This window comes from Streptomyces sp. NPDC091292 (assembly GCF_044757265.1).
Taxonomy (GTDB): domain Bacteria; phylum Actinomycetota; class Actinomycetes; order Streptomycetales; family Streptomycetaceae; genus Streptomyces.
This window is the reverse complement of sequence record NZ_JBIVUQ010000006.1, coordinates 418920-438544: the sequence shown is the minus strand read 5'-3', so window position 1 is coordinate 438544 and position 19625 is coordinate 418920. Positions and strand designations below refer to the sequence as shown.

Genomic DNA, 19625 nt, shown 5'->3' with positions numbered 1-19625 from the left:
GGAGGGAGTCAGGGCGGCGCCCTGGCGACCGACGACAACGCGGCGAGGTGCGGTGCCAGGGCCCGCGAGCCCGGCCTGATCCAAACGAGAGACCCTAGGGCTGACGGCTCGCGCGCGGGCCACGTCGAGGCGACAGGGCCATGCCGGAAAGCTTCAAGAGGCCATGGGGCAGGGGAAACGGGAGGTCGCTGATTCATGGCCGCGGACGCGGTGGGTGTGTGACCGGCCGCCCGGCGCCCGCGGTGCTGCCCGCGGCGCTGCGCGCGGGGCTCGGGCTGATCGCCGCCCTCGCCACGCTGACGGTCGTCGCGCTCGGGATCCTGTACGCCGACCACAGCCGGCCCGGCACGGTGGACGCGTGGTTCCAGCCACTGGCGGACGGTGTGTCACCGGCTTGGCGGCACACCGCCCTGGCCACGGACTTCCTCGGGGAGCCCGCCGGAGCGGCGACGCTGATCGTGGTCGCCGTGGTGGCCTGCCTGCTCCTTCGGCGACCTCGCGCGGCGGTGCTCATCGCCGCAGGCACCACCATGACCGTGGGGACGACGAAGCTGATCAAGCCGCTGGTGGGACGCACCATCCACGGCGAGCACCTGTCCTATCCGAGCGGGCACACCGCCTTCCTCACCGCGTTCGCCCTCACGGCGGCGCTCCTCGCGACCGGCCGGCTCGGCCTCGGCAGAACGGCCGGCACCTCACTCGTACTCGCCGCGGCGCTGGTGGCCGGCGCCGCCATGGGGTGGGCGCAGATCACGCTCGGCGCGCACTACCCGACCGACGTCCTCGGCGGCTGGTGCTCCGCGCTGGCGGTGACACCGGCGACCGCGTGGCTGGTCGACCGGATCGCTGACGCCGGCCGGTGGGAGCGCCGCTGACGGCACGTCCCCTCACGCCAGTCGGCGGAACACGGGCTTCACCGGTCGCCCGCCCAGCCAGGGGGTCGGGTCACCGGCGTCCAGCGCCTTGCGGTACACGGCACATGCCTGGGCCACCGTGTCGACGGTGCGGTCGATATCGGCGTCGTCGAGCGCGCTGCTCACCACGAACGACGGGGCGAGCACCCCGCCCGCGATGAGTTGGCGCAGGAACAGGGTGCGGTACTCCTGCGACGGCTGCCGGTTCGCGTCGAGGGTGGCGAAGACCAGATTGCTGGCCCGGCCCCGCAGGACGAGGTGGTCGCCGACGCCCATGCCGGCCGCGGCTCCACGGACACCGGCGGCCAACCGCTCACCCAGGGCGTGCAGCCGCGCGGTGACGCCCTCCTCTACATAGGTCGAGAGCACGGCCATCGCGGCGGCCAGCGAATGGGTTTCGGCACCGTGCGTGGTCGACAGCAGGAACACCCGGTCGCGCGAGTGGCGCAGCCCGCCCCGCTCCATGAGATCGCGGCGCCCGGCCAGGGCGGCGACGGCGAACCCGTTGCCCAGCGCCTTGCCGAACGTGGAGAGGTCGGGGACGACGCCGTACAGGCCCTGAGCGCCCGCCTCCGACCAGCGGAAGCCGGTGATCATCTCATCGAAGATCAGTACGCAGCCGTGCCGGTCGGCCAGTTCGCGCAGGCCGGCGAGGTACCCGGGCGGCGGCTCGGTGTGGGTGGCAGGTTCGAGGATCAGGCAGGCGACCTCGTCCCGGTACCGGGTGAGCAGTTCTTCCGTCGCGGCCAGGTCCCCGTAGGGGAACGTCACCGTCAGTTCGGTGGCCGCCGCCGGCACACCGGCGGACATCGGCGTGGTGCCGATGAACCAGTCGTCGGTGGAGAAGAAAGGGTGGTCGCCGCAGAGGGCCACCCGAGGGCGCCCGGTGGCGGCGCGGGCGAGGCGCACCGCGGCGGTGGTGGCGTCGGAGCCGTTCTTCGCGAACTTCACCATCTCCGCCGTCGGCACGGTGGCCAGGAAGCGTTCCGCGGCCTCGACCTCCACGACGGACGGCCGGACGAAGTTGCTGCCGCGATCGAGTTCCCGCCGCACCGCCTCGATCACGCGGGGGTGGGCATGGCCGAGGCTGACCGACCGCAGGCCGGAGCCGTACTCGACATAGCGGTTGCCGTCGACGTCCCACACATGGGCGCCGCGGCCGTGGCTGATGACCGGGGCCAGATCGTGGGGGTACTGGTCGTCGCCCTTGGCGTAGGTGTGCGCGCCGCCGGGGATCATGGCGTGCAGCCGCTCGTTCGCCAGCCGCGACCTGGGCAGGGAAAACTCTTCGGTGTCCACGCCGACCTCACTTCTCCTTGTGCTGGAGGACATCGTGCTGGAGGACTTCGGCGAGACGCGGTGCGACCCGGTCCCGCGGGGACATCGATGTGACCGGCAGTGGCCACGGAATGGCCAGCTCCGGGTCGTCGAAGGCGATCGTCAGGTCCTCGGCCGGATCGTGCGGGCGGTCCATCCGGTACGAGGTGTCGGCGGTCGCGGTCAGCGCCTGGAAGCCGTGCGCGCACCCCGCCGGGATGTAGAGGGTCGACTGCGTCTCGTCGGACAGTTCGAAGAAGGCCCGGTTGCGGTAGGTCGGCGAGTCCGCCCGCAGATCCACGACGACGTCGAAGATCCTCCCGTACGAGCACCGCACCAGCTTGGCCTCACCGGCTCCGGAGCGCAGGTGCAGGCCCCGCAGCACCCCCAGCACCGAGCGGGACACGCTGTCCTGGACGAACGCGTCCGGGTCGAGGCCCACCGAGCGGACCACGTCGGCGTCGAAGGTGCGGCTGAAGAAGCCGCGCTCGTCGGCGAACGGTGTCGGCTCGAACAGGTACGCGCCGGCGATCGCCGGGATTCCGGTTGCCTTCATGGGGCCTCCCGCAGGGTGTGGGTACGGGTATCGGTGGGGGTGTGGCCGGTCGCTGGGAACAGGGCCGCCGTCAAGGCGGTGAACTGGGCTTCGAGGCTCCGGGCGGCGATCAGGTTCCGCTCGGTGAGGGTCCGCCGCAGCTCCGCCGATCGCCGCTCCAGCGCCCGGAACTGACTCAGCATCCGGTCGGCGTCGACCTCGTGAGCCGGGTGGCAGTACGCGTCCAGCCCCATCCGGGCCATGAGCGCGTCACTCTTCGCCGCATAGCTGAGGGCGAGCGTCGGCGTACCGACCTTCAGCGCGCAGACCAGATTGTGGTAACGGGTCGCCACCACGCTGTCGGCAGCCGCCATCTCCTTCATCAGGTCGGTCAGCGAGGACGCCTCGGCCGCGGTGACCAGTGGCGAGTCCACCGCGTCGAGGATCGCGGTGACCACCGGCACATCGACCGCGTCGCCGGTGAGCAGCCGGACCGGCCTGCCGTCCTCGACCAGCGCGCGGACGAATCGGGTCGTCCCTTCGAGGTAGCGCCCGTGGATCTCCTCGGACCTGGCACGGTCGTCGTTACCCCCGTGGAAGGCCATCACGCCCACACAGACCGGTCCCGCCGGGCCCGGGGGCGCGCCGACCCGCGGTGTCGGCAGGGCGAACGCGAGGTCCGGATACACCTCGTCGCGCGCGGTGTCCACGCCCATCGCCAGCATCGCGTCGCGGGACAGGGTGTCCCGGTACGACCGGTACGCGGCCAGCCGCGCCGACCACCGCACCAGGGCCCGGGTGGGCCCCCGGCCGATCGGGGCGGCGCCGACACCCACCAGCGCGACCCGGGTGCCGGACAGCCGTCCGGCCGCGCAGAGCAGGAACAGCGCGTACGGGAAGCCCCACGGCCGCAGCGGCAGCGTGGCTTCCAGAACGCCCATGCCCGGCACGATCACCACGTCGTGCCGGCGCACCCAGGCAGCGGTGCGGAAGACGTCGACGAGCTTGCCCAGACCCTTCCCCGCGATCGCACCCGCACGCGACGCGGTCCGGTACTCCCCGCGGTACCAGTGCAGCCGCGTCGCCGCGATCCCGTACCGGCCCGAGACGACCTCCGGTCCGCCGCACAGCGCGTCCACCACCGCCTCCGGGTGCTCGGCGCGGAGGTACCCGAGAACGGCCTCCAGCGACCCGTCGTTGCCGAGGTTGCCGGAGCCGAGCAGCCCGAACACCCCGACACGCGCCGGAGCCCCGTGCGCGGGCTTCACGCCTGCCCGCGTTCGCGGCCGGCGACGAGGGCGTCGACGGAGACCGTGAGCCGACCCGGGTCGACCGGGGCACGGTCCTCGACGCGCTCCCCGGCGCCCGGCCGGACCCGGCTGGTCATCCAGGCGGCCAGATGGCGATGGCACGCGCGCCGGTCGGCCGGGGACAACGGCGCCCGCCGGATCGCCGCGACGAAGCCCCAGACGTACTCGGCAAGCAGCCGGGGCGTCGGATGCAGCGGGCCCGACCGGCGCGGGTCCAGATTGACGCACCGGGCGCGCTTGCCCGGGTTCGCCCGCTCCGCGCGGGTGGGGTGGTCGCGGCGGAAGTACAGCAGCTCCGGCACCTGGTGGAACGGACCGTGCAGACCGATCTCGGAGACGAACACCCGGTCCGCGTGGTGGTAGCTGTCGTGCGGCTTCACCCGGCGCAGCATGTCGGCCCGCATCACCCCGTAGAAGTCGTCGCCGCCGGGCTCGAACAGGATGCTGCGGAACCGCTCCGGCGCGTGCGGCGAGTCGGTGGCGAGCCCGTACTCGTAGGGGACCTTCACCTGGCCTTCGCCGTCGATGACCGCCTGGCCGCTGTGCGCGAGGATCACGTCCGGCCGCTCGTCCAGCGCCTCCACGCAGCGCCGCAGCAGGTCCCGGGCGTACAGGTCGTCGTGCGATGCCCACTTGAACAGCTCACCGCGGCACTCGGTGAACACATGGTTGTGGTTCGGCGCGGCGCCGATGTTCCGGGGCAGCCGGATGTACCGGATGCGCGAGTCCCGCGCCGCGTACCCGCGGCAGATGCTCTCGGTCCCGTCGGTCGAGGCGTTGTCGGAGATGACCAGCTCGAAATCCTCGTAGGACTGGCCGAGCAGCGCGTCGAGCGACTGCGCCAGGTACTCCTCGCCGTTGTAGACGGGCAGGCCGATGCTCAGCCGGGGATGGGCGGTCATGAGGTCCTCACTTCGCGGATGGGGTCGTGCCGGTGCTCGCGCAGGGCGGAGCGCAGGTGCAGCCACCACACGGCCGAGCCGCTGACGGTCGCGGCGGCGACGCCCCAGGCCGAGCCGACCGTGCCGGCCAGGGCCGCCCCGCCGAGCCCGCCGGTGACATAACAGGCGGAGGCGAACATCTGGCAGCGCAGGCTGCGCCGGGCCGCGCCGAGCGCGCGCAGCCCGGCTGCCGCGCCGGTGCCGAGGCTGGCGCCCGCGACGCCGAGTGTGGCCGGCACGATGAGCTGCGAGGCGGAGTGCCAGACGCCGCCGAGCACGAGTTCGCCGAGCCGGTCCGGGAGCAGCAGCAGCGCCGTGCCCCAGAGCAGTGCGGCGGCGGCCTGCCCGCCGCCCAGCACCAGACAGAACGTGCCCAGCCGGTGCGGGGCCCGCCGCAGCACCCGTGCCGCCTCCGCGACGGTGACCAGCGACAGCCCCATCAGCACGGCGAGGAACGGGCCGAGCAGCAGTTCGGCGCCCCGGACCACACCCACCGCGCTGACGCCGACGATCGCGCCGAGGCCGTACGCCCGCAACTGGGCAGCGCCGCTGACACCGACGTTCTCGACCAGGTAGCGGTAGCCGAGGTCGCGGTGCTCGCGGACCCACTCGCGCGCTCGCGTCGACCGGGGCCGGATGCCGGACTGGAGACAGCCGTACAGCGCGGCCACCGCGGCGGCCGTGCCCCAGGCGAGCACGAAGGCGGCCACGCTGCCCACGCGGGCCGCCACCACCATGGCCGGGACGAGCGCGACTCCGCCCAGGAGGTCGTTGACGAAGGCCTTGCGCCCGGTGCCCGCGGCGAAGAACGAGAACCGCCAGGCGTCCTGCAGCAGCAAGCCGGGCAGGACGATGCCGAGGGCGGCGAACGCGGGGCCCACCGGGTCGCCGAGGCCCAGCCCGACCACGAGACACACCGCGCCGGCGGCGGCACCGACGCCGAGCGCCGTGCCCGACGACCGGGCCGCAGCCGCGCGCCAGGACGCGACCGGTACGCCGCTGAAGCGCACCATCAGCGGGTCGGTGGCCAGCCCGCGGGAGACGCCGAGCACCACGCCGTAGGTCACCCACGCCAGGCTGAACACGCCGAAGGCGGCCAGCCCCAGCGACTGCGCCACGTAGATCCCCACCGCGAAGTTGGTCATGCTGCAGACCGCCTGATCGGCCAGTCCCCAGGACAGCCGGCCGACCATGGCCCGCTTGGCGGTCCGCCGGGTGGGTCCGGCAGGGGCCGCCGATGCCGTCGTTTTCTCTCCCTTGACGGTCATCGGCGTCATGCCTTGATCAACCCGGCGCCGCACAGGGCGTCGGCCGCGGCGGCGACGGTGTCGAACGGCAGCTCGGACCGCTCGGCGACGTCCAGCAGGCTGTGCTCGCCGTCGGAGAGGCTGAGGACCCAGAGCATGGCCATCTGGGCCTGCTTCGCGTCACTGCGACCGCCGAGCGATGCGTACAGCCCGCGCCGGCCGAGCTGTGGCTCGCCGTACGGGCTGAGGTTGAGGTATCGCCGGTTGCGGTCGAGGACGGCGAACGCCTCGCGGCAGACGGCGAGCGTGTCCGCCATCGCCTCCGGCGATACGAAGTCCGGGTTGTCCGCCGAGGTGTGGTACTCGGGGTAGCCCGCGTACGGGGTCCGGCTGAGCGAGCCCACGCCGAGATCGAACCCGGGCGAGCAGAACTGCCGCTCGTCGTAGCCGTACGGAGTGAACTCGTTGACGCGGTGCGGGCGTTCGGAGGCGCGGAGCACGTGCCGCATCACCCGGTCGATCTCCGCGTCGCCGCGCCTGCTCTGTTTGTACGTGAGCTGCCCCGAGTCGCCGGCGCAGGCCAGCACCAGCCCGTGCTTGACCCGGTCCACCCGCTCCGCGTTGCGGGCCAGCCAGGTGATCGCCCCGATGGTGCCGGGCGCGAACAGGAACCGGTAGGTGTACCACGGCGTCCGCTCCGCCAGCGTCCGGGCCAGGAACGTCGCCACCGCGATGCCGGCCAGGTTGTCGTTGGCCAGCGAAGGGTGGCAGACATGGCAGGAGACGATCACCTCGTCGGCGACCTGCCCGGGGATCACGTACTCGGCGTAGGTGAGGTGGCCGTCCGAGAGTGTGGAGTCGACCCGCACCTCGTAGTCGCCGTCCGGCAGCGCGTCCAAGACCTCCTGGGCCAGGCAGAAGCCCCATTCCGGTGTGTAGTAGCTGGTGCGGTAGGGCACCCAGGCCGGGTGGTCCGGCAGCGTGTGCAGGTGTTCCCGCAGCTCGGCCAGCGGCATGGTCGCCGATACGGGCACGCTGTAGCCGAGCACGTGAAGGCTGGACGCGGCGAAGTCGACGACCCGCTTGCCGGTGGAGTCGGCGATGTACGCGTCCCGGATGTTCCACTCCTGCGGCACCGTCCAGTCGAGCACACGCGTCCCGGTCGGCACCTCGTGCACCCGCAGCGGAACGTACTCGCCGACGATGTCCAAGGTGGCACGCACCCCGTCGCCCGTGATGCTCCGGCACAGCGGGTACAGCCGCTCCACCAGCGCGTGCATCTCCGAGCCCTCCGCGGTCATCGGCGCCACCGCAGGGTGTCGTCGACGACACCGGCGTCGGACGCCGCGCGCAGCACCGCGAGCCGGGTGAAGCGGTGCTCGAAGTTCTCCCGGGTCAGCCCGTGTTCACGGTAGGCGTCGGCGAGTTCGAGCGCGCCCTGCTTCACCGTCCACTCGCAAGCGAAACCGGGCACCGCTCCGCGGAACCGGGAGAAGTCCACCCGGTACGACCGGGGATCGGCACCGTTCTCCCCGGCGATCCTCACCCGCGAGCCGGGCACCGCCTCGGCGACCTGCTCGGCGATCTCGGCGACCGTGACGTTGTTGATCTCGCTGCCGATGTTGAACGCCTGGTCGTGCACCGCTTCCCGAGGCGCGGTCAGCGCGGCCGTGAAGGCCCGTGCGATGTCGGCGGCGTGCACGAGCGGGCGCCAGGGGGTGCCGTCGGAGAGCACCAGCACCTCGCCGGACAGGAGCGCGTGGCCCACCAGGTTGTTCAGCACGATGTCGGCGCGCAGCCGGGGCGAGTGGCCGAAGGCGGTGGCGTTGCGCAGGAACACGGGGCTGAAGTCGCCGTCGGACAGCGCGTGCAGGTCGTCCTCCACCCGCACCTTGGACTCCGCGTACGGCGTCACCGGGCGCAGCGGGGCGTCCTCGGCCACCAGACCGTCCCCGCCCGCGGCGCCGTAGACCGAGCAGGTCGACGCGTACAGGAAGCGCCGCACTCCGGCGTCGCGGGCCAGCCGGGCCAGCCGTACGGACGCGTGGTGGTTGATGTCGTGGGTGAGGTCCGGCGCCAGCGATCCCAGCGGGTCGTTGGACAGCGCGGCCAGATGGATCACGGCGTCCACCCCGGCCAGGTGTTCGGCCGTGACGTCGCGCAGGTCCACCCGGTGCCCCGGCGGGTCCGCGGGCGGCGGGCCGAGGAGGCAGTCCGCGAACAGGCCGGCGTCAAGACCGGTGACCTCGTGCCCGGTGGCCGCGAGGACCGGGGCCATCACGGTGCCCAGATAGCCCTGATGTCCGGTCAGAAGTACGCGCAAGGTTCATCCCCCCAGATTGAGAGTGAGTTTGGTGACGGCGAACGCCTCGGCGTAGCGGGCGTGGCATTCGATGCCGCGGATGCGTGCGAGACCGAGGAAGGCCTCCCGGTCGTACCAGGGCCGGTGCCGTTGAGAGGCGTAGTGCTCCAGAAGCAGCCCCACCTTCAGTTCGGCGATCTCCGGCGACAGCGGCTGGTACGCCGTCGGACGGCCGAGATCGCCGTCCCACTTGACGATCTCGTAGCCGAGTGCGAGGTGGTCGCGGAACGCGGTGGAGACCAGCTCCGCCAGGCCGCGGTGGTCCTGGTGCGCGTCCTCGGTGCGCGGCGCGAGCACGAGATCCGGCTCGGTCCGCCCGCGCAGCTCCTCGACCGCGGCCTTGGCTTCGTCCCAGTGCGCGGGCAGGCGGCCGTCCGGGAGCTTGAGCACGGTCAGCCGCAGATCGGCCCCCGGGCAGAAAGCGGCGAGCGCGGCCCGTTCCTCCTCCTCCCGGGCGCTGCCGCCGCCGGAGAGCACCAGCGCGTCGACACGGATGCCCGGTCGTGCGAGGCACGCCGTCAGCAGCGTGCCGCCCGCGCCGATGGCGAGGTCGTCGCAGTGCGCCCCCAACGCGACGAGCCGGTCCAGGCGTCCGGTCCCGAGCCGGATCACGCGGTCCTCACCCCGGCGCCGTCCCGCTCCCACACGGCCCAGGGGCGGTCGCCCAGGGCGTAGGCGGCATCGAGCGCGGCCCGCTCCTTCACGGTGTCGGTCGGCTTCCAGAAGCCGCGGTGCCGGTGCGCCACCAGCCGCCCGCGCTTGGCCAGTTGCGCACATCCGTCCGCGACCAGGTCCCCGTTCTCCGGTATGTGGTCGAAGATCTCCTGACGGAGCACGAAGTAGCCGCCGTTCTCCCACAGCGGCAGTTCGCTCACCGGGGTGATGCCTCCCACCAGGCCGTCCTCGCCCAGGTCCACACAGTGGAACGACGACTGCGGCGGGACCACCATCATCGACGCACCGGCGTCGCGCCGGGCGAACCGGTCGATCATCTCCGGCAGCGGAGCGTCGGTGAGCACGTCGGCGTAGTTGGCCAGGAACATCTCGTCGCCGTCCAGGTGGTCTCGCACCCGGCGCAGCCGCTCGCCGATCGGCGACTCGATGCCGGTCTGCACGAACGTGATCGTCCAGGAGGCGATATCGGTGGACAGCAGCTCGGCCTGCCCGTTGCGCAGCACGAAGTCGTTGGACGTCGTCTCCTCGTAGTGGAGGAAGAAGTTCTTGATGTGGTCGGCCCCGTACCCGAGGCACAGGATGAACTCCGTGTGCCCGAAGTACGCGTAGTAGCGCATGACATGCCAGATCAGCGGTCGCGGGCCGACCATCGCCATCGGCTTGGGCAAGTCGTCGGAGGTGCCGGCGCGCATACGCAGCCCGTAACCGCCGCAGAACAGTACGACCTTCATGACTTGGCCTCGACAATGCTCAGTTCCGGTATGGGGAAGACCAGCCGACCGCCCCAGTCGTGCACGAAGGACAGTTGCTCGACCAGCTCGGCCCGCAGGTTCCACGGGAGGACGAGCACGTAGTCGGGCTTGTCGGTGTTGATCCGCTCGGGCGGCAGGATCGGGATGCGGGTGCCCGGGGTGAATCTGCCGTGCTTGTAGGGGTTGCGGTCGACCGTGTACGGGAGCAGGTCGGGCCGGATGCCGCAGTGGTTGAGCAGGGTGTTGCCCTTGCCCGGGGCGCCGTAGCCGACGACCGTCTCGCCGCGGTCGGCCGCCTCGATGAGGAACCGCAGAAGGTCCCGGCGCACCTTGGCCACCCGGGCCGAGAAGTCGGTGTATCCCGACAGGTCCTGGAGCCCGGCGGCCTTCTCCCGGTCCAGGACGGCGGCCACCCTTGCTTGAGCCCCCGGCGCCCCTCCCGCGGGGGACACCCCGTCGGCCGGCTCGCCGGCCACCTCGGCCGGGCGGGCCCACAGCCGGATGGAACCGCCGTGCGTGGGCAGCAACTCGACGTCCACGAGCGTGAGTCCGCCGCTCGCCAGCGCCCGAGCCGCCGACGCGACCGTGTAGTACTGGAAGTGCTCGTGGTAGATCGTGTCGTACTGGTTCTCCTCGATCAGGGTCAGCAGATGCTGCACCTCGATGGAGACCCAGCCGTCGTCGGCGACCAGGGCGCGCAGTCCCCGGGTGAACCCGACCACGTCGGGGATGTGCGCGTACACGTTGTTGGCCACGACCAGGTCCGCCGGGCCGTGGCCGGCGCGGACGTCCGCCCCGGTGGCCGGGTCGAGGAACGCCGTGAGTGTGGGCACACCCGCCTCGCGCGCCGCGGCGCCGACGTTCACCGACGGCTCGATGCCGAGGCAGCGGATCTCCCGGTCCACCAAGTGCCTCAGCAGGTAACCGTCGTTGCTGGCGACCTCGACCACGAAGGAGTCAGGGCCGAGACCCAGCCGCCGCACCGCGTCGGTGACGAACGTGCGCGCGTGCTCCACCCAGGAGGTCGAGTAGGAGGAGAAGTACGCGTACTGCGTGAACGTCTCCTCCGGCGTGATCAGCGGAGGGATCTGCGCGAGCCAGCATGCGGTGCAGACCCGCAGGTGCAGCGGGTACGCCGGCTCCGGCTCGTCCAGTTGGTCCGCGGCGAGAAAGCTCTCACACGGCGGGGTCGCCCCCAGATCGACGACGCTCGCCGGCGTCGCCGAACCGCAGAGTCGGCATCGTGTCATCTACTGCCCCCATCCCTGCCCGCGCGGGTGCCCCGCCGCGAGCCAGCGTTGCCGTTTCCGACCGGCGGCGCGCCCGTCCCGCCGCCGTGCCGCACCGCGATCGCGGTGCGGTACCCCTCCACCAGACGTTCCAGGCCGACAGCCGGACTGAACCCCTGCTCGTAACGGCGCCGGGCCGCCTGGCCCATCTCCCGGTTGCGATCCCGCTCGGCCGTGATCCGGCGCAGGCAGGCCGCGAGTGAGGCGGGCTCGCCCGGTCGGTGCAGCAGCCCGGTCACCCCGTCCTCGACAAGTTCCACGAAGGCGCCGTGGCCTGCGGCGACGGCCGGGACCCCCGCCGCCATCGCCTCCACGACCACCAGACCGAACGCCTCCAGCCATGTCGAGGGAGCCACTACGGCGACCGACCGCGCGATGGCCTGGCGGCATTGGTTCGGGTCGTACAGGCCGACGTACCGCACGTCGTCCCGGCCCGCCGCCCAGGCGGTCACCTCGCGCTCCAGTGGCCCCGCCCCGGCGACCACGAGCGGCACGCCCACACCACCGTCGGCGGCGATCTCGTCCCACGCGGCCATGAGCAGTCGCACGCCCTTGGCCTCCGCGAGCCGGCCGAGGTAGAGCAGATGCTCGCCGGTACCCGTGCGGCAGGTGCCCGGATCGGGCACGAAGTTGTGCTTCACCGCCAGCCGCTCGGGTGGCATACCGGACCGCACCAGGACGTCGCGCTGCGCGGCGGAGATGCAGAAGAACCGCTCCACGCCGGACCACCACCGCCGCCGGTTGACCGCCAGGCTGATCGCGAGCGGCACCGTCGCCAGCCGGGAGTTGCGGTAGCAGCCGTGCCGGACGGCGGGCAGCGGCGACGACCCGACGCACTCGGCGCACGGCAGGCCGTCCCGCTGGAGCGTGCCGGGCGGGCAGACCTGGGTGTAGTTGTGCAGGGTGGCGACGGCGGGCACTCCGGCGTCGGCGCAGGCGGCCAGCACCGCGGGCGACAGGAGCGGGAAGACGTTGTGGACATGCACCACGTCCGGCCGCTCGGAGCGGAGCCGGGCGGCCAGCTCCGCGCGGACCGCCGGGTTCCACGGCACGAGCAGTGGCACAGCGGCCTTGGACGGCAGGGAGCGTGCGGCGATGTCGTCGCTGCGCCGCTCGAACACCTCGACCCGGTGGCCGGCCTCGCGCAGCAGCGCCACCTCCTGGTCGACTACCTTGTTCTCCCCGCTCGGCTGCGCCGAGGCGTAGCGGTTGTGCACCACGAGGACGTGCATGCTCAGATCACCTCAGATTTCCGGTGCCATGGGGGGATGCGCCGTCGGGGGACTTCGGGCGCCGGGAGCGGAGCGACCGCGGCGGGTGCGGCGAGCAGCGAGGCGGCCACCGTCAGATGCAGCAGGTAGGGCGAGGCGTCGCCCAGCCCGGCCTCGGTGTACGACGCGATCGCGCAATAGCTGATCAGGAAGAGCGCGCAGGCCCGCTGCGGCGACGGGGGGCGCAGCAACGCGACGCCGCCCAGCACGACGACGATCGCCGCCACGACGGTCACGCCGGTCAGACCCTGCTCGTGGTACACGGCCAGCCAGCTGTTGTCGATCGGCAGCCCGCCGAACGACTTGTCGCCCAGGCCCGAGCCGAACAGGCGCTCCGCGGTCGTCCGGGGAGCCGCAAGCAGGGCGTCCCAGACCTTGGCCCGACCGGTGAGGTTCGAGAAGTTCTCCCGGCTCTGTCCGCGCAGGAACCACGCCTGCAGCGCGGAGTTGAACCCCACCGCTGCCACGACGGAGCACAGCACCGCCCAGGTGAAGAACCGGCGGGCGGCGGCGCTGGTCAGGACGAGCGAGCCGATCGCCAGCATCAGCCCGATGAGCAGGCCCAGCGTGGCGGTCCGGGTATGGGTGAGCGCGAGCAGGACGAGTGCGGGCACGATGACCCATGCCGCGTTGCCCCGGGAGACCTGGCGGTCCAGGACGAGCAGCACGGTGAGCCCGATGATCACCGCGGCGTACTGTCCGATCTGCGGCGGCGTGAGCGGCCACAGTGCGCCGACCAGCCGCCCGCCGTAGAGATCGGGCAGGGCCGCGCCCGGTGCGACGACCAGGCCGGCGGCCACCGACGCGAGCACCGCGAAGTACATCCGGATGTGGTGCCGGACGAACGTCGGGCCGCCGTCCCACCAGCGGCTGAGCAGCCACAGCGTGGCGACGAAGAGCGCCAGCCGGGTGCAGCGGAACAACGCGCCGAACCCGGACTCCAGTTGCGCGCTGGAGATCACGCTCGGCACAAGCAGCAGGGTGAGCAGGAGCAGGAAGGTGCTCGCGCGGATGCGCAGCCGGGGGTTGACGGCGAGCGCCAGCGCGAACGCGGCGACCAGCGCGCCCATGGTGACCATCTGGATGAGGGAGCGCGGCAGCGGGACGATGGTCTTCGCCCCGGCGGAACCGAGCGTGTTGAGGACCAGCAGCCCCCAGACGATCCCGACGATCTTCGGTGTGCCGGACGGGCGCGGTGTGCGGGGCGGGCGCGGTGCGGCGCCGGGCCGCGCGCCCGGGATGTCCGGTCCGCCCGGCAGGCCGTCGGGCGTCAGGTCCCGGCCCATCTCAACCACCCGCCCGTGGCTGGAAGGTGCTGCCCGCGTCCTGCCGGTACGGCGACGCCTGCCACTGCCCGAAGTCGAGTTCCCGGCTCGGATCGTGGGCGACGAAGCTCCAGGGCCCGAGGTAGACGTTGCCGCGCCAGCGGTTCTGCTGCTTGTGGGTGATCGCGTCGGCCACCTGCTCGCCCTTGTACGGCGACCAGTCCGGATAGGTGCCGTAGTTGGCGAGCACCGCCATACGGCCGCACTTCACCGTGCACCCGACGACGGACGGGTCCAGCGTGAAGCGGTTGTCGTGGATGTCCACCCGCTGGGTCTTCCACCGGCAGTCGGCGTGGAGCGGTGCGCCGGCGATCGCCGGCTGTACGCAGCGGTCGCGGCGCTTCACCAGCAAGGTGCAGTCACCGGAGGAGGTGTTGGCAGGGCTGTTGCAGAACCGGTCGGCGTTCTCCCAGAGGGTGATCCCGGACCAGTTGTCCTCCAGCACGTTCTGGTAGATCTCGATCTTGTCCGTGCGTGCGGGGATCCGTGGTTCGCCGCCGGACTCCGACAGATAGACGGTTGCGAACGGGAAGGTGTCGCCGGCGTCGGCCTTCCTGCGGCCCTCCACCCAGTTGTTCCGCCGGATCGTGTTCTTCCGGATGACCGCGTTGTAGCTGGTCTCGTAGGTGAGCGCGGCACCGTCGTTGGCCTCGATCACGTTGTCCTCGATGCGGAAGTCGTTGTTGTTGGTGTCCGCCCACAACCCGGGGCCGCGGTTGTCGTGCACCCAGTTGCCGCGTATGTCGGCGCCGTCGACGGCCCAGAACTTCACGCCTCCGGTGCAGCCGCAGCCCGGCTGCCGCCGCTCCCAGTCGTCGGTGTTGTTGCCCACGATCTCGTTGCCCTCGACCACGAGGTCGCTGAGGGTGCCGCCGGCCTGGTAGGCGTTGAGGCCGTACTGCCCGTTGTCGCGCAGGCAGTTGGCGCGGACCTGCTGGCGGCCACCGGCCATCAGCGCGGCGCCGGAGTTGTTCTGGATCGTCGTGTGCTCGATCACCCACCCGTCGGCCGAGTCGTGGTTGACCACGCCCTCGTTCTGCGGCGCGACGAAACCCTGGACGGTCAGGTAGCGGATGGTGACGTTCGGGTTGGTGCCGCCGAACGCGTACTGGTTGGTCTTGCCGCCGTCGAGCACCGCGCCCGGCGCACCGAGGTAGCGGTTCCCCTCCTTGGGCACGACCTGTGCGTAGCGGTCCGAGGTGAGCTTGTGCTTCCCCGGTCGGAGCCAGAACGTGGTGTTCGGGGGGCTGCTCTTGGACTTCGCGGCCAGGTCGCCGACCACCGAGGGGTCGACCGTCACCGCCCCCGCGGGCGCCTTCGCGGGGCCGGCCGCGGGCTTGGCGCACACCCGGGCCACGGACGTGGTGGGTGAGGCGGTCGGCTCCACCGGTCCGTCCGGTGCGCTCTCACAACCGGTCGCCGCCAGCAGAAGCAGCACCCACGCCGCCGTCGCCAAGCCCCCGTGCCGCTTCCTGTTCACCACGCCTCCTCCCTCAGAAGCCTTCTAGCCGCGGAACCTGAGTACGGTCGTGAACTCCGCCGACAGCGCCGAGCCGTCGGACATGCCGGTGCCGATCAGCGTGGTGGTGGGCTGCTTGCGCCCGAAGCCGTCGGAGTACCAGCCCAACGGCGGGTCGGTCTCGCCGCGATGCGCCCGCCAGGACAGTTGCTCGGGCAGATCGAGCAGGGCGGAGCGGTCCTCGCCGTCCCGGGTCCAGGTGAGCACCGCCCGGTTCCCCACCAGGTCCGCGGCGATCGCCGGGCCGAGGTGGAACGCGAGCTGAGCGGCCCGGCGCGGTCCGCGCACCTCGTCGACCACCCGTAACTCCCGGCGTGCGGCGGTCAGTTCCACCCGGCGGCGGTGCACCGAGCGCCCGTAGCCGTCGTGCTCGGCGCACCAGCGGGCCGTCCCCCCGTCGGAGGCGCCGTCCGTGTCCGCGATGAGGACGCGGCTGCGGGCATGCCGGGTCCACAGGAACGGGCCGCCGGAGACGGACTGGTCACCGCCGTCCACGCGCAGGGTGTTGTGGCCGATGGTCGACCGGAAGTACTGCCGCCACTCGGGCTGCCCGTGGTAGCAGAACGTCCCCGGGTCGGCGAGCACGTCGACCCCGTCGTGCCGGACCTCCACGGACAGCGCGTCCGCGTGGGCGTGCGCGGCGATGGACAGGAACCCGTGCGGACCGCCGTCGCAGCGGCACCAGATCTCCGCCGGACCGCGCAGAATCGTCATCCCCGCGTCGGCGAAGTGGGACGGCCGGCTCGCCGGGCGGGTCACGGCCGGTGCGGTTCCGTTCTTCGCATACGGCCGGATGAGCGCGGCCAGCAGCGGGGTGCGCACATCGGTGCCGGTCACCGCGGGCCACCAGGCGAGCCGGCCGAAGACGGCGTCCCCGGTGGCCAGCAGCGAGGCCCAGCGGTCGGTGCCCTCGCCGTCCACGACCAGACCGTGCCCGTCGTCCGCGTCCCCCTGGCGCGGTGGCCGCAGCCGGCCGTCCACGACGGCCGCGAGCGCGTCGGCCATCCGCAGCAGCACCAGCCGGATCGACTCGGGGACCGGCACACCGGAGGTGTCCGCCTCGGCCACCGCGGCCAGGCCCAGTTCCAGCACAAGTCCGTGGTATTCGGTGGCCAACTCGCGATTGAGGCCGGAGGCGAAGGTGTTGCTCCGCAGATGCCGCTCCAGCGACCGCAGGGCGTCCGCCCGCCAGCGAGCCGAGGCGGGGAACCAGCCGAACGCGCAGGCCGCGGCGGCCTGCCCGGCGGCCTCGGCGATGATGTGGTTGTTCGCCGAAGACCCCCGGCTCGGGAAGGCCGCCAGCCAGCGCTGGTGGTGCCAGATCTGGTGCAGCGCCACCGGGTTGCCCTCGAACAGCCCGGCCGCGCCCGGCCAGCCGTCCAGCAGCCGGCGGACCCACACCCAGGAAAGCAGTCGGATCCCCAGCTCGATGCCGCTGATCCAGTGCACTCCGCGCAGCGGCGCGTTGAGCGCCCACCACGTCCGCAGATGCTCGGCCACCCGCTCGGCGTAGCGCTCGTCCCCGGTGATCGCGTAAGCGGCGGCGAGCACGGTCAGGTGCTGATGCCGGGACAGCTCCCAGATCTGTTTGATGTCGCCGACCGCGTCCTCGTTCCGGTAGGGCACGTCGAAGGCGTAGCCCCACGGAGCCCGGCGGCCGGTCTTCGGGTCAAGGCACCAGTCCGGGTCGGCCAGGTCGTCGCGGGCCACGCCGAAGTACTCGGCGTGCCCGGCCATCAGCCGGTCCGCATCGGCGACGAGCCGCTTCGCGGCGTCCGGTGGCACCGCGTCGATCGTCCCGGTGGGCAGCACCGCGGTGAACCGGGCGCCGGTCACGACCGGGCAGTCCGGCGGCGCCGACCGCCACCGTCGCCTGCGCACCGCGTCGCCCACCCGGCCGCCGACCTCTCGCGGTCCCATCCGGGACAGCCGCCGCAGGTACCAGCCCGCGCTCATGGTCATCGCGTCCTCGCCAAGGTCACCGGCGCGCCGCTGACCAGCCCCGCCTGCACGGCGAGGGTGGCCGCCGTGGTGGCGACCAGCGACTCCAGCGGCACAGGCATCGGCCCGCCGGTCCGCACGGCCTTGACGAACGCGGCCAGCTCCGCGGCCTGGCCCTTGTCCCGGGCCTTGGGCAGCCGCGAACTGACCCACCGCTTGCGGCCGTACACAGCGGCACGGACGAAGTCGTCGAGCCGCAGCACCCTGCCGTCCGCGACGACGTCCAGGGTCTCCTTGGGGAAGCCGGGCGAGCCGGTGGTGACGTAGCTGATGGTGGCGGTGGACCCGTCCGGATAGCGCAGGACGACCTGGAGGTCCTCGTTGCCGGACGTGGCGACCGCGCCGGGCGTGGCGACCGCGTACACCGAGACAGGGTCGGCTTCGAGCAGCCAGCTCGCCGTGTCGATGAAGTGTCCGCCCTCCCCGGTGAAGCGCGAGCCCTCGGTGCTCTGCCGGAGGTACCAACTGCCGTGCTGGAGGCGGCCCGCGTTGACCAGGTAGCGGAGGCTCGCCGGACCGGTCCGGTCACCGAACCGCTTTCTGGCCTCCCGCAGCAGTGGCGCGAACCGGCGGTTGAAGCCCACCTGTAGCCGGTCGTTGCCGGACTCCTCCACCGCCGCGAGGACATCGGCCAGCTCTTCCCCGGTGAGGGCAAGGGGCTTCTCGACGAACACCGCCTTGCCGGCCAGCAGCGCCTTCCGGGTCAGTTCGGCGTGCGAGCTGTGCCGGGTGGCGATGAACACCGCGTCGACGGACTTGTCGCCGAGAACGGTGTCGAGATCGGTGGTCGCCTCGGCGAAGCCGAACTTCCGCTTCGCGTTGGCCGCGGACAGCGCCGTCGTGGTGACGACCGTGGACAACTCGACGCCTTCGCGCTGTGCCAGGTGCGGCAGCAGCATCGATGTCGCGTAGTTGCCCGCGCCGACGAAGGCGAGCCGCACCGGCCCCTCGGCGGACCGGCTCGGCGCGGACGCCCCGCCGCCGCGTCGCACCACAGGCACGGCCACCGCCGGTGCCGGTGCCTCCCCGGTGTGTTCGGCGTACCGGAACAGCACGGCCACGGCCTTCAGATCGCCGTCCTTCAGGCGCCCGTACGTCCCGACGGCGTCCTCGAAGTCGGCGACGTGGGAGACCAGGGGCTCCATGTCGACGCTGCCGCGCGCGATCAGGTCGAGGAAGCACGCGAGGTTACGGCGCTCGGTCCAGCGCACATAGCCGATCGGGTAGTCCCGCCCCTCCAGCTCGTACTCCGGGTCGTAGCGCCCAGGCCCGTACGAGCGGGAGAAGCGGACGTCCAGCTCCTTCTCGTAGTACGCGTTCCAGGGCAGGTCCAGGCGGCACTTGCCGATGTCGACCACCCGTCCGCGGTCCCGGCTCAACCGGGCGGCCAGCTCGACGGGCTGGTTGCTGCCGCCGCCGGCGGCCAGGTACACCTGGTCCACGCCGTGACCGCCGGTGAGCTGGGCGACGGTGGCTTCCACGGCCGCGGAGGCGGGATCGCCGCAGGCCGCGGCGCCCAGGCGCTCGGCCAGCTCGCAGCGCACCGGGTCGGGGTCGACCCCGACGACACGTACGCCCGAGGCGGCCAGCAACTGCACCACCAACTGCCCGATCAGCCCCAGCCCGATGACCAGCGCCACCTCGCCGAGTTGAGGTTCGCCGCGGCGGACGCCCTGCAACGCGATCGACCCGACGGTGCCGAACGCCGCGTGCCGCGGCGCGAGGCCGTCCGGCACCGGGGCGTAGAGGTTCTTCGGCACCCAGTTCAGCTCGGCGTGCAAGGCGTGCTCATTGCCGGCGCAGGCCACGAGGTCACCGACCGCCACGTCGTCGATCCCGGCGCCGACCTGCTCGACCACCCCGCACAGCGAGTAGCCCAGTGGCGTGTAGGAGTCCAGCTTGCCCATCACCTTGCGGTAGGTGGCGGGCACCCCGTTGGTGGCCACGCTCTGCATGACCTTGGCCACCTGGTCCGGGCGGGAGCGGGCCTTGCCCACCATCGACATCCCCGCCTCGGACACCTTCATGAGTTCGGTCCCGGTGGAGATCAGCGAGTAGGCCGTCCTGACCAGCACACCGCCCGGCTTGCACTCCGGCACCGGCACATCGAGCAGCGCCAGTTCGCCGCTCTTGTAGTTCTGCACAACCTGTTTCACCGGAACTCCTG

16 protein-coding genes are annotated in these 19625 nt (G+C 72.2%); 1 reads left to right on the top strand and 15 read right to left on the bottom strand.

The window, feature by feature from the left end; genetic code table 11:
• The first annotated feature begins 218 nt into the window (after positions 1–218).
• Positions 219–875 carry a phosphatase PAP2 family protein gene (locus ACIQNU_RS20290; protein WP_401368051.1) on the top strand — a complete coding sequence of 219 codons (657 nt, stop codon included), beginning with the start codon at positions 219–221 and terminating at the stop codon, positions 873–875.
• 12 nt (positions 876–887) lie between these two features.
• Here the strand turns inward: ACIQNU_RS20290 and ACIQNU_RS20285 are convergent, their stop codons facing one another.
• From ACIQNU_RS20285 to ACIQNU_RS20215, 15 genes are read right to left on the bottom strand one after another with little or no spacing between them, the layout of a single operon-like run.
• The gene (locus tag ACIQNU_RS20285) at positions 888–2213 is read right to left on the bottom strand and encodes a glutamate-1-semialdehyde 2,1-aminomutase (RefSeq protein ID WP_401368049.1); all 1326 of its coding nucleotides are present in this window, start codon (positions 2211–2213) and stop codon (positions 888–890) included.
• Between the two features lie 7 nt (positions 2214–2220).
• Positions 2221–2787: a dTDP-4-dehydrorhamnose 3,5-epimerase family protein gene (locus ACIQNU_RS20280; RefSeq protein WP_401368046.1), complete on the bottom strand. Its 567-nt coding sequence runs from the start codon at positions 2785–2787 to the stop codon at positions 2221–2223.
• The gene (locus ACIQNU_RS20275; RefSeq protein ID WP_401368043.1) at positions 2784–4034 is read right to left on the bottom strand and encodes a polysaccharide pyruvyl transferase family protein; all 1251 of its coding nucleotides are present in this window, start codon (positions 4032–4034) and stop codon (positions 2784–2786) included. The genes ACIQNU_RS20280 and ACIQNU_RS20275 overlap by 4 nt, the downstream gene beginning before the upstream one ends.
• Positions 4031–4978 (bottom strand): glycosyltransferase family 2 protein, encoded by a 948-nt coding sequence (locus tag ACIQNU_RS20270; protein WP_401368040.1) that lies wholly within the window; start codon positions 4976–4978, stop codon positions 4031–4033. The genes ACIQNU_RS20275 and ACIQNU_RS20270 overlap by 4 nt, the downstream gene beginning before the upstream one ends.
• Positions 4975–6285, bottom strand: a complete 1311-nt coding sequence (locus ACIQNU_RS20265) for a hypothetical protein (RefSeq protein ID WP_401368090.1) — start codon at positions 6283–6285, stop codon at positions 4975–4977. Before ACIQNU_RS20265 ends, ACIQNU_RS20270 begins: the two co-directional genes overlap by 4 nt.
• Before the next feature lie 5 nt (positions 6286–6290).
• Positions 6291–7574 carry a DUF4910 domain-containing protein gene (locus ACIQNU_RS20260; RefSeq protein WP_401368037.1) on the bottom strand — a complete coding sequence of 428 codons (1284 nt, stop codon included), beginning with the start codon at positions 7572–7574 and terminating at the stop codon, positions 6291–6293.
• Positions 7562–8587, bottom strand: coding sequence for an NAD-dependent epimerase/dehydratase family protein (locus tag ACIQNU_RS20255; RefSeq protein WP_401368034.1), 1026 nt, complete (start codon positions 8585–8587; stop codon positions 7562–7564). Before ACIQNU_RS20255 ends, ACIQNU_RS20260 begins: the two co-directional genes overlap by 13 nt.
• 3 nt (positions 8588–8590) lie before the next feature.
• Entirely contained in the window at positions 8591–9238 is a 648-nt protein-coding gene (locus ACIQNU_RS20250) for a PIG-L deacetylase family protein (RefSeq protein ID WP_401368031.1), read from the bottom strand.
• Positions 9235–10032 carry a glucose-1-phosphate cytidylyltransferase gene (locus tag ACIQNU_RS20245; RefSeq protein WP_401368028.1) on the bottom strand — a complete coding sequence of 266 codons (798 nt, stop codon included), beginning with the start codon at positions 10030–10032 and terminating at the stop codon, positions 9235–9237. The genes ACIQNU_RS20250 and ACIQNU_RS20245 overlap by 4 nt, the downstream gene beginning before the upstream one ends.
• Positions 10029–11303 (bottom strand): class I SAM-dependent methyltransferase, encoded by a 1275-nt coding sequence (locus tag ACIQNU_RS20240; RefSeq protein ID WP_401368025.1) that lies wholly within the window; start codon positions 11301–11303, stop codon positions 10029–10031. The genes ACIQNU_RS20245 and ACIQNU_RS20240 overlap by 4 nt, the downstream gene beginning before the upstream one ends.
• Positions 11300–12574, bottom strand: a complete 1275-nt coding sequence (locus ACIQNU_RS20235; RefSeq protein WP_401368022.1) for a glycosyltransferase — start codon at positions 12572–12574, stop codon at positions 11300–11302. The genes ACIQNU_RS20240 and ACIQNU_RS20235 overlap by 4 nt, the downstream gene beginning before the upstream one ends.
• Positions 12575–12576: 2 nt before the next feature.
• Positions 12577–13899 carry an O-antigen ligase domain-containing protein gene (locus ACIQNU_RS20230; RefSeq protein ID WP_401368019.1) on the bottom strand — a complete coding sequence of 441 codons (1323 nt, stop codon included), beginning with the start codon at positions 13897–13899 and terminating at the stop codon, positions 12577–12579.
• A gap of 1 nt (position 13900) precedes the next feature.
• Positions 13901–15421: a right-handed parallel beta-helix repeat-containing protein gene (locus ACIQNU_RS20225; protein ID WP_401368017.1), complete on the bottom strand. Its 1521-nt coding sequence runs from the start codon at positions 15419–15421 to the stop codon at positions 13901–13903.
• A 21-nt stretch (positions 15422–15442) separates the two neighbouring features.
• Complete coding sequence (locus ACIQNU_RS20220; RefSeq protein ID WP_401368014.1) at positions 15443–17419, bottom strand: alginate lyase family protein; 1977 nt, start codon at positions 17417–17419, stop codon at positions 15443–15445.
• Positions 17416–19614, bottom strand: a complete 2199-nt coding sequence (locus tag ACIQNU_RS20215) for a bi-domain-containing oxidoreductase (protein WP_401368011.1) — start codon at positions 19612–19614, stop codon at positions 17416–17418. Before ACIQNU_RS20215 ends, ACIQNU_RS20220 begins: the two co-directional genes overlap by 4 nt.
• Between the last annotated feature and the right edge of the window lie 11 nt (positions 19615–19625).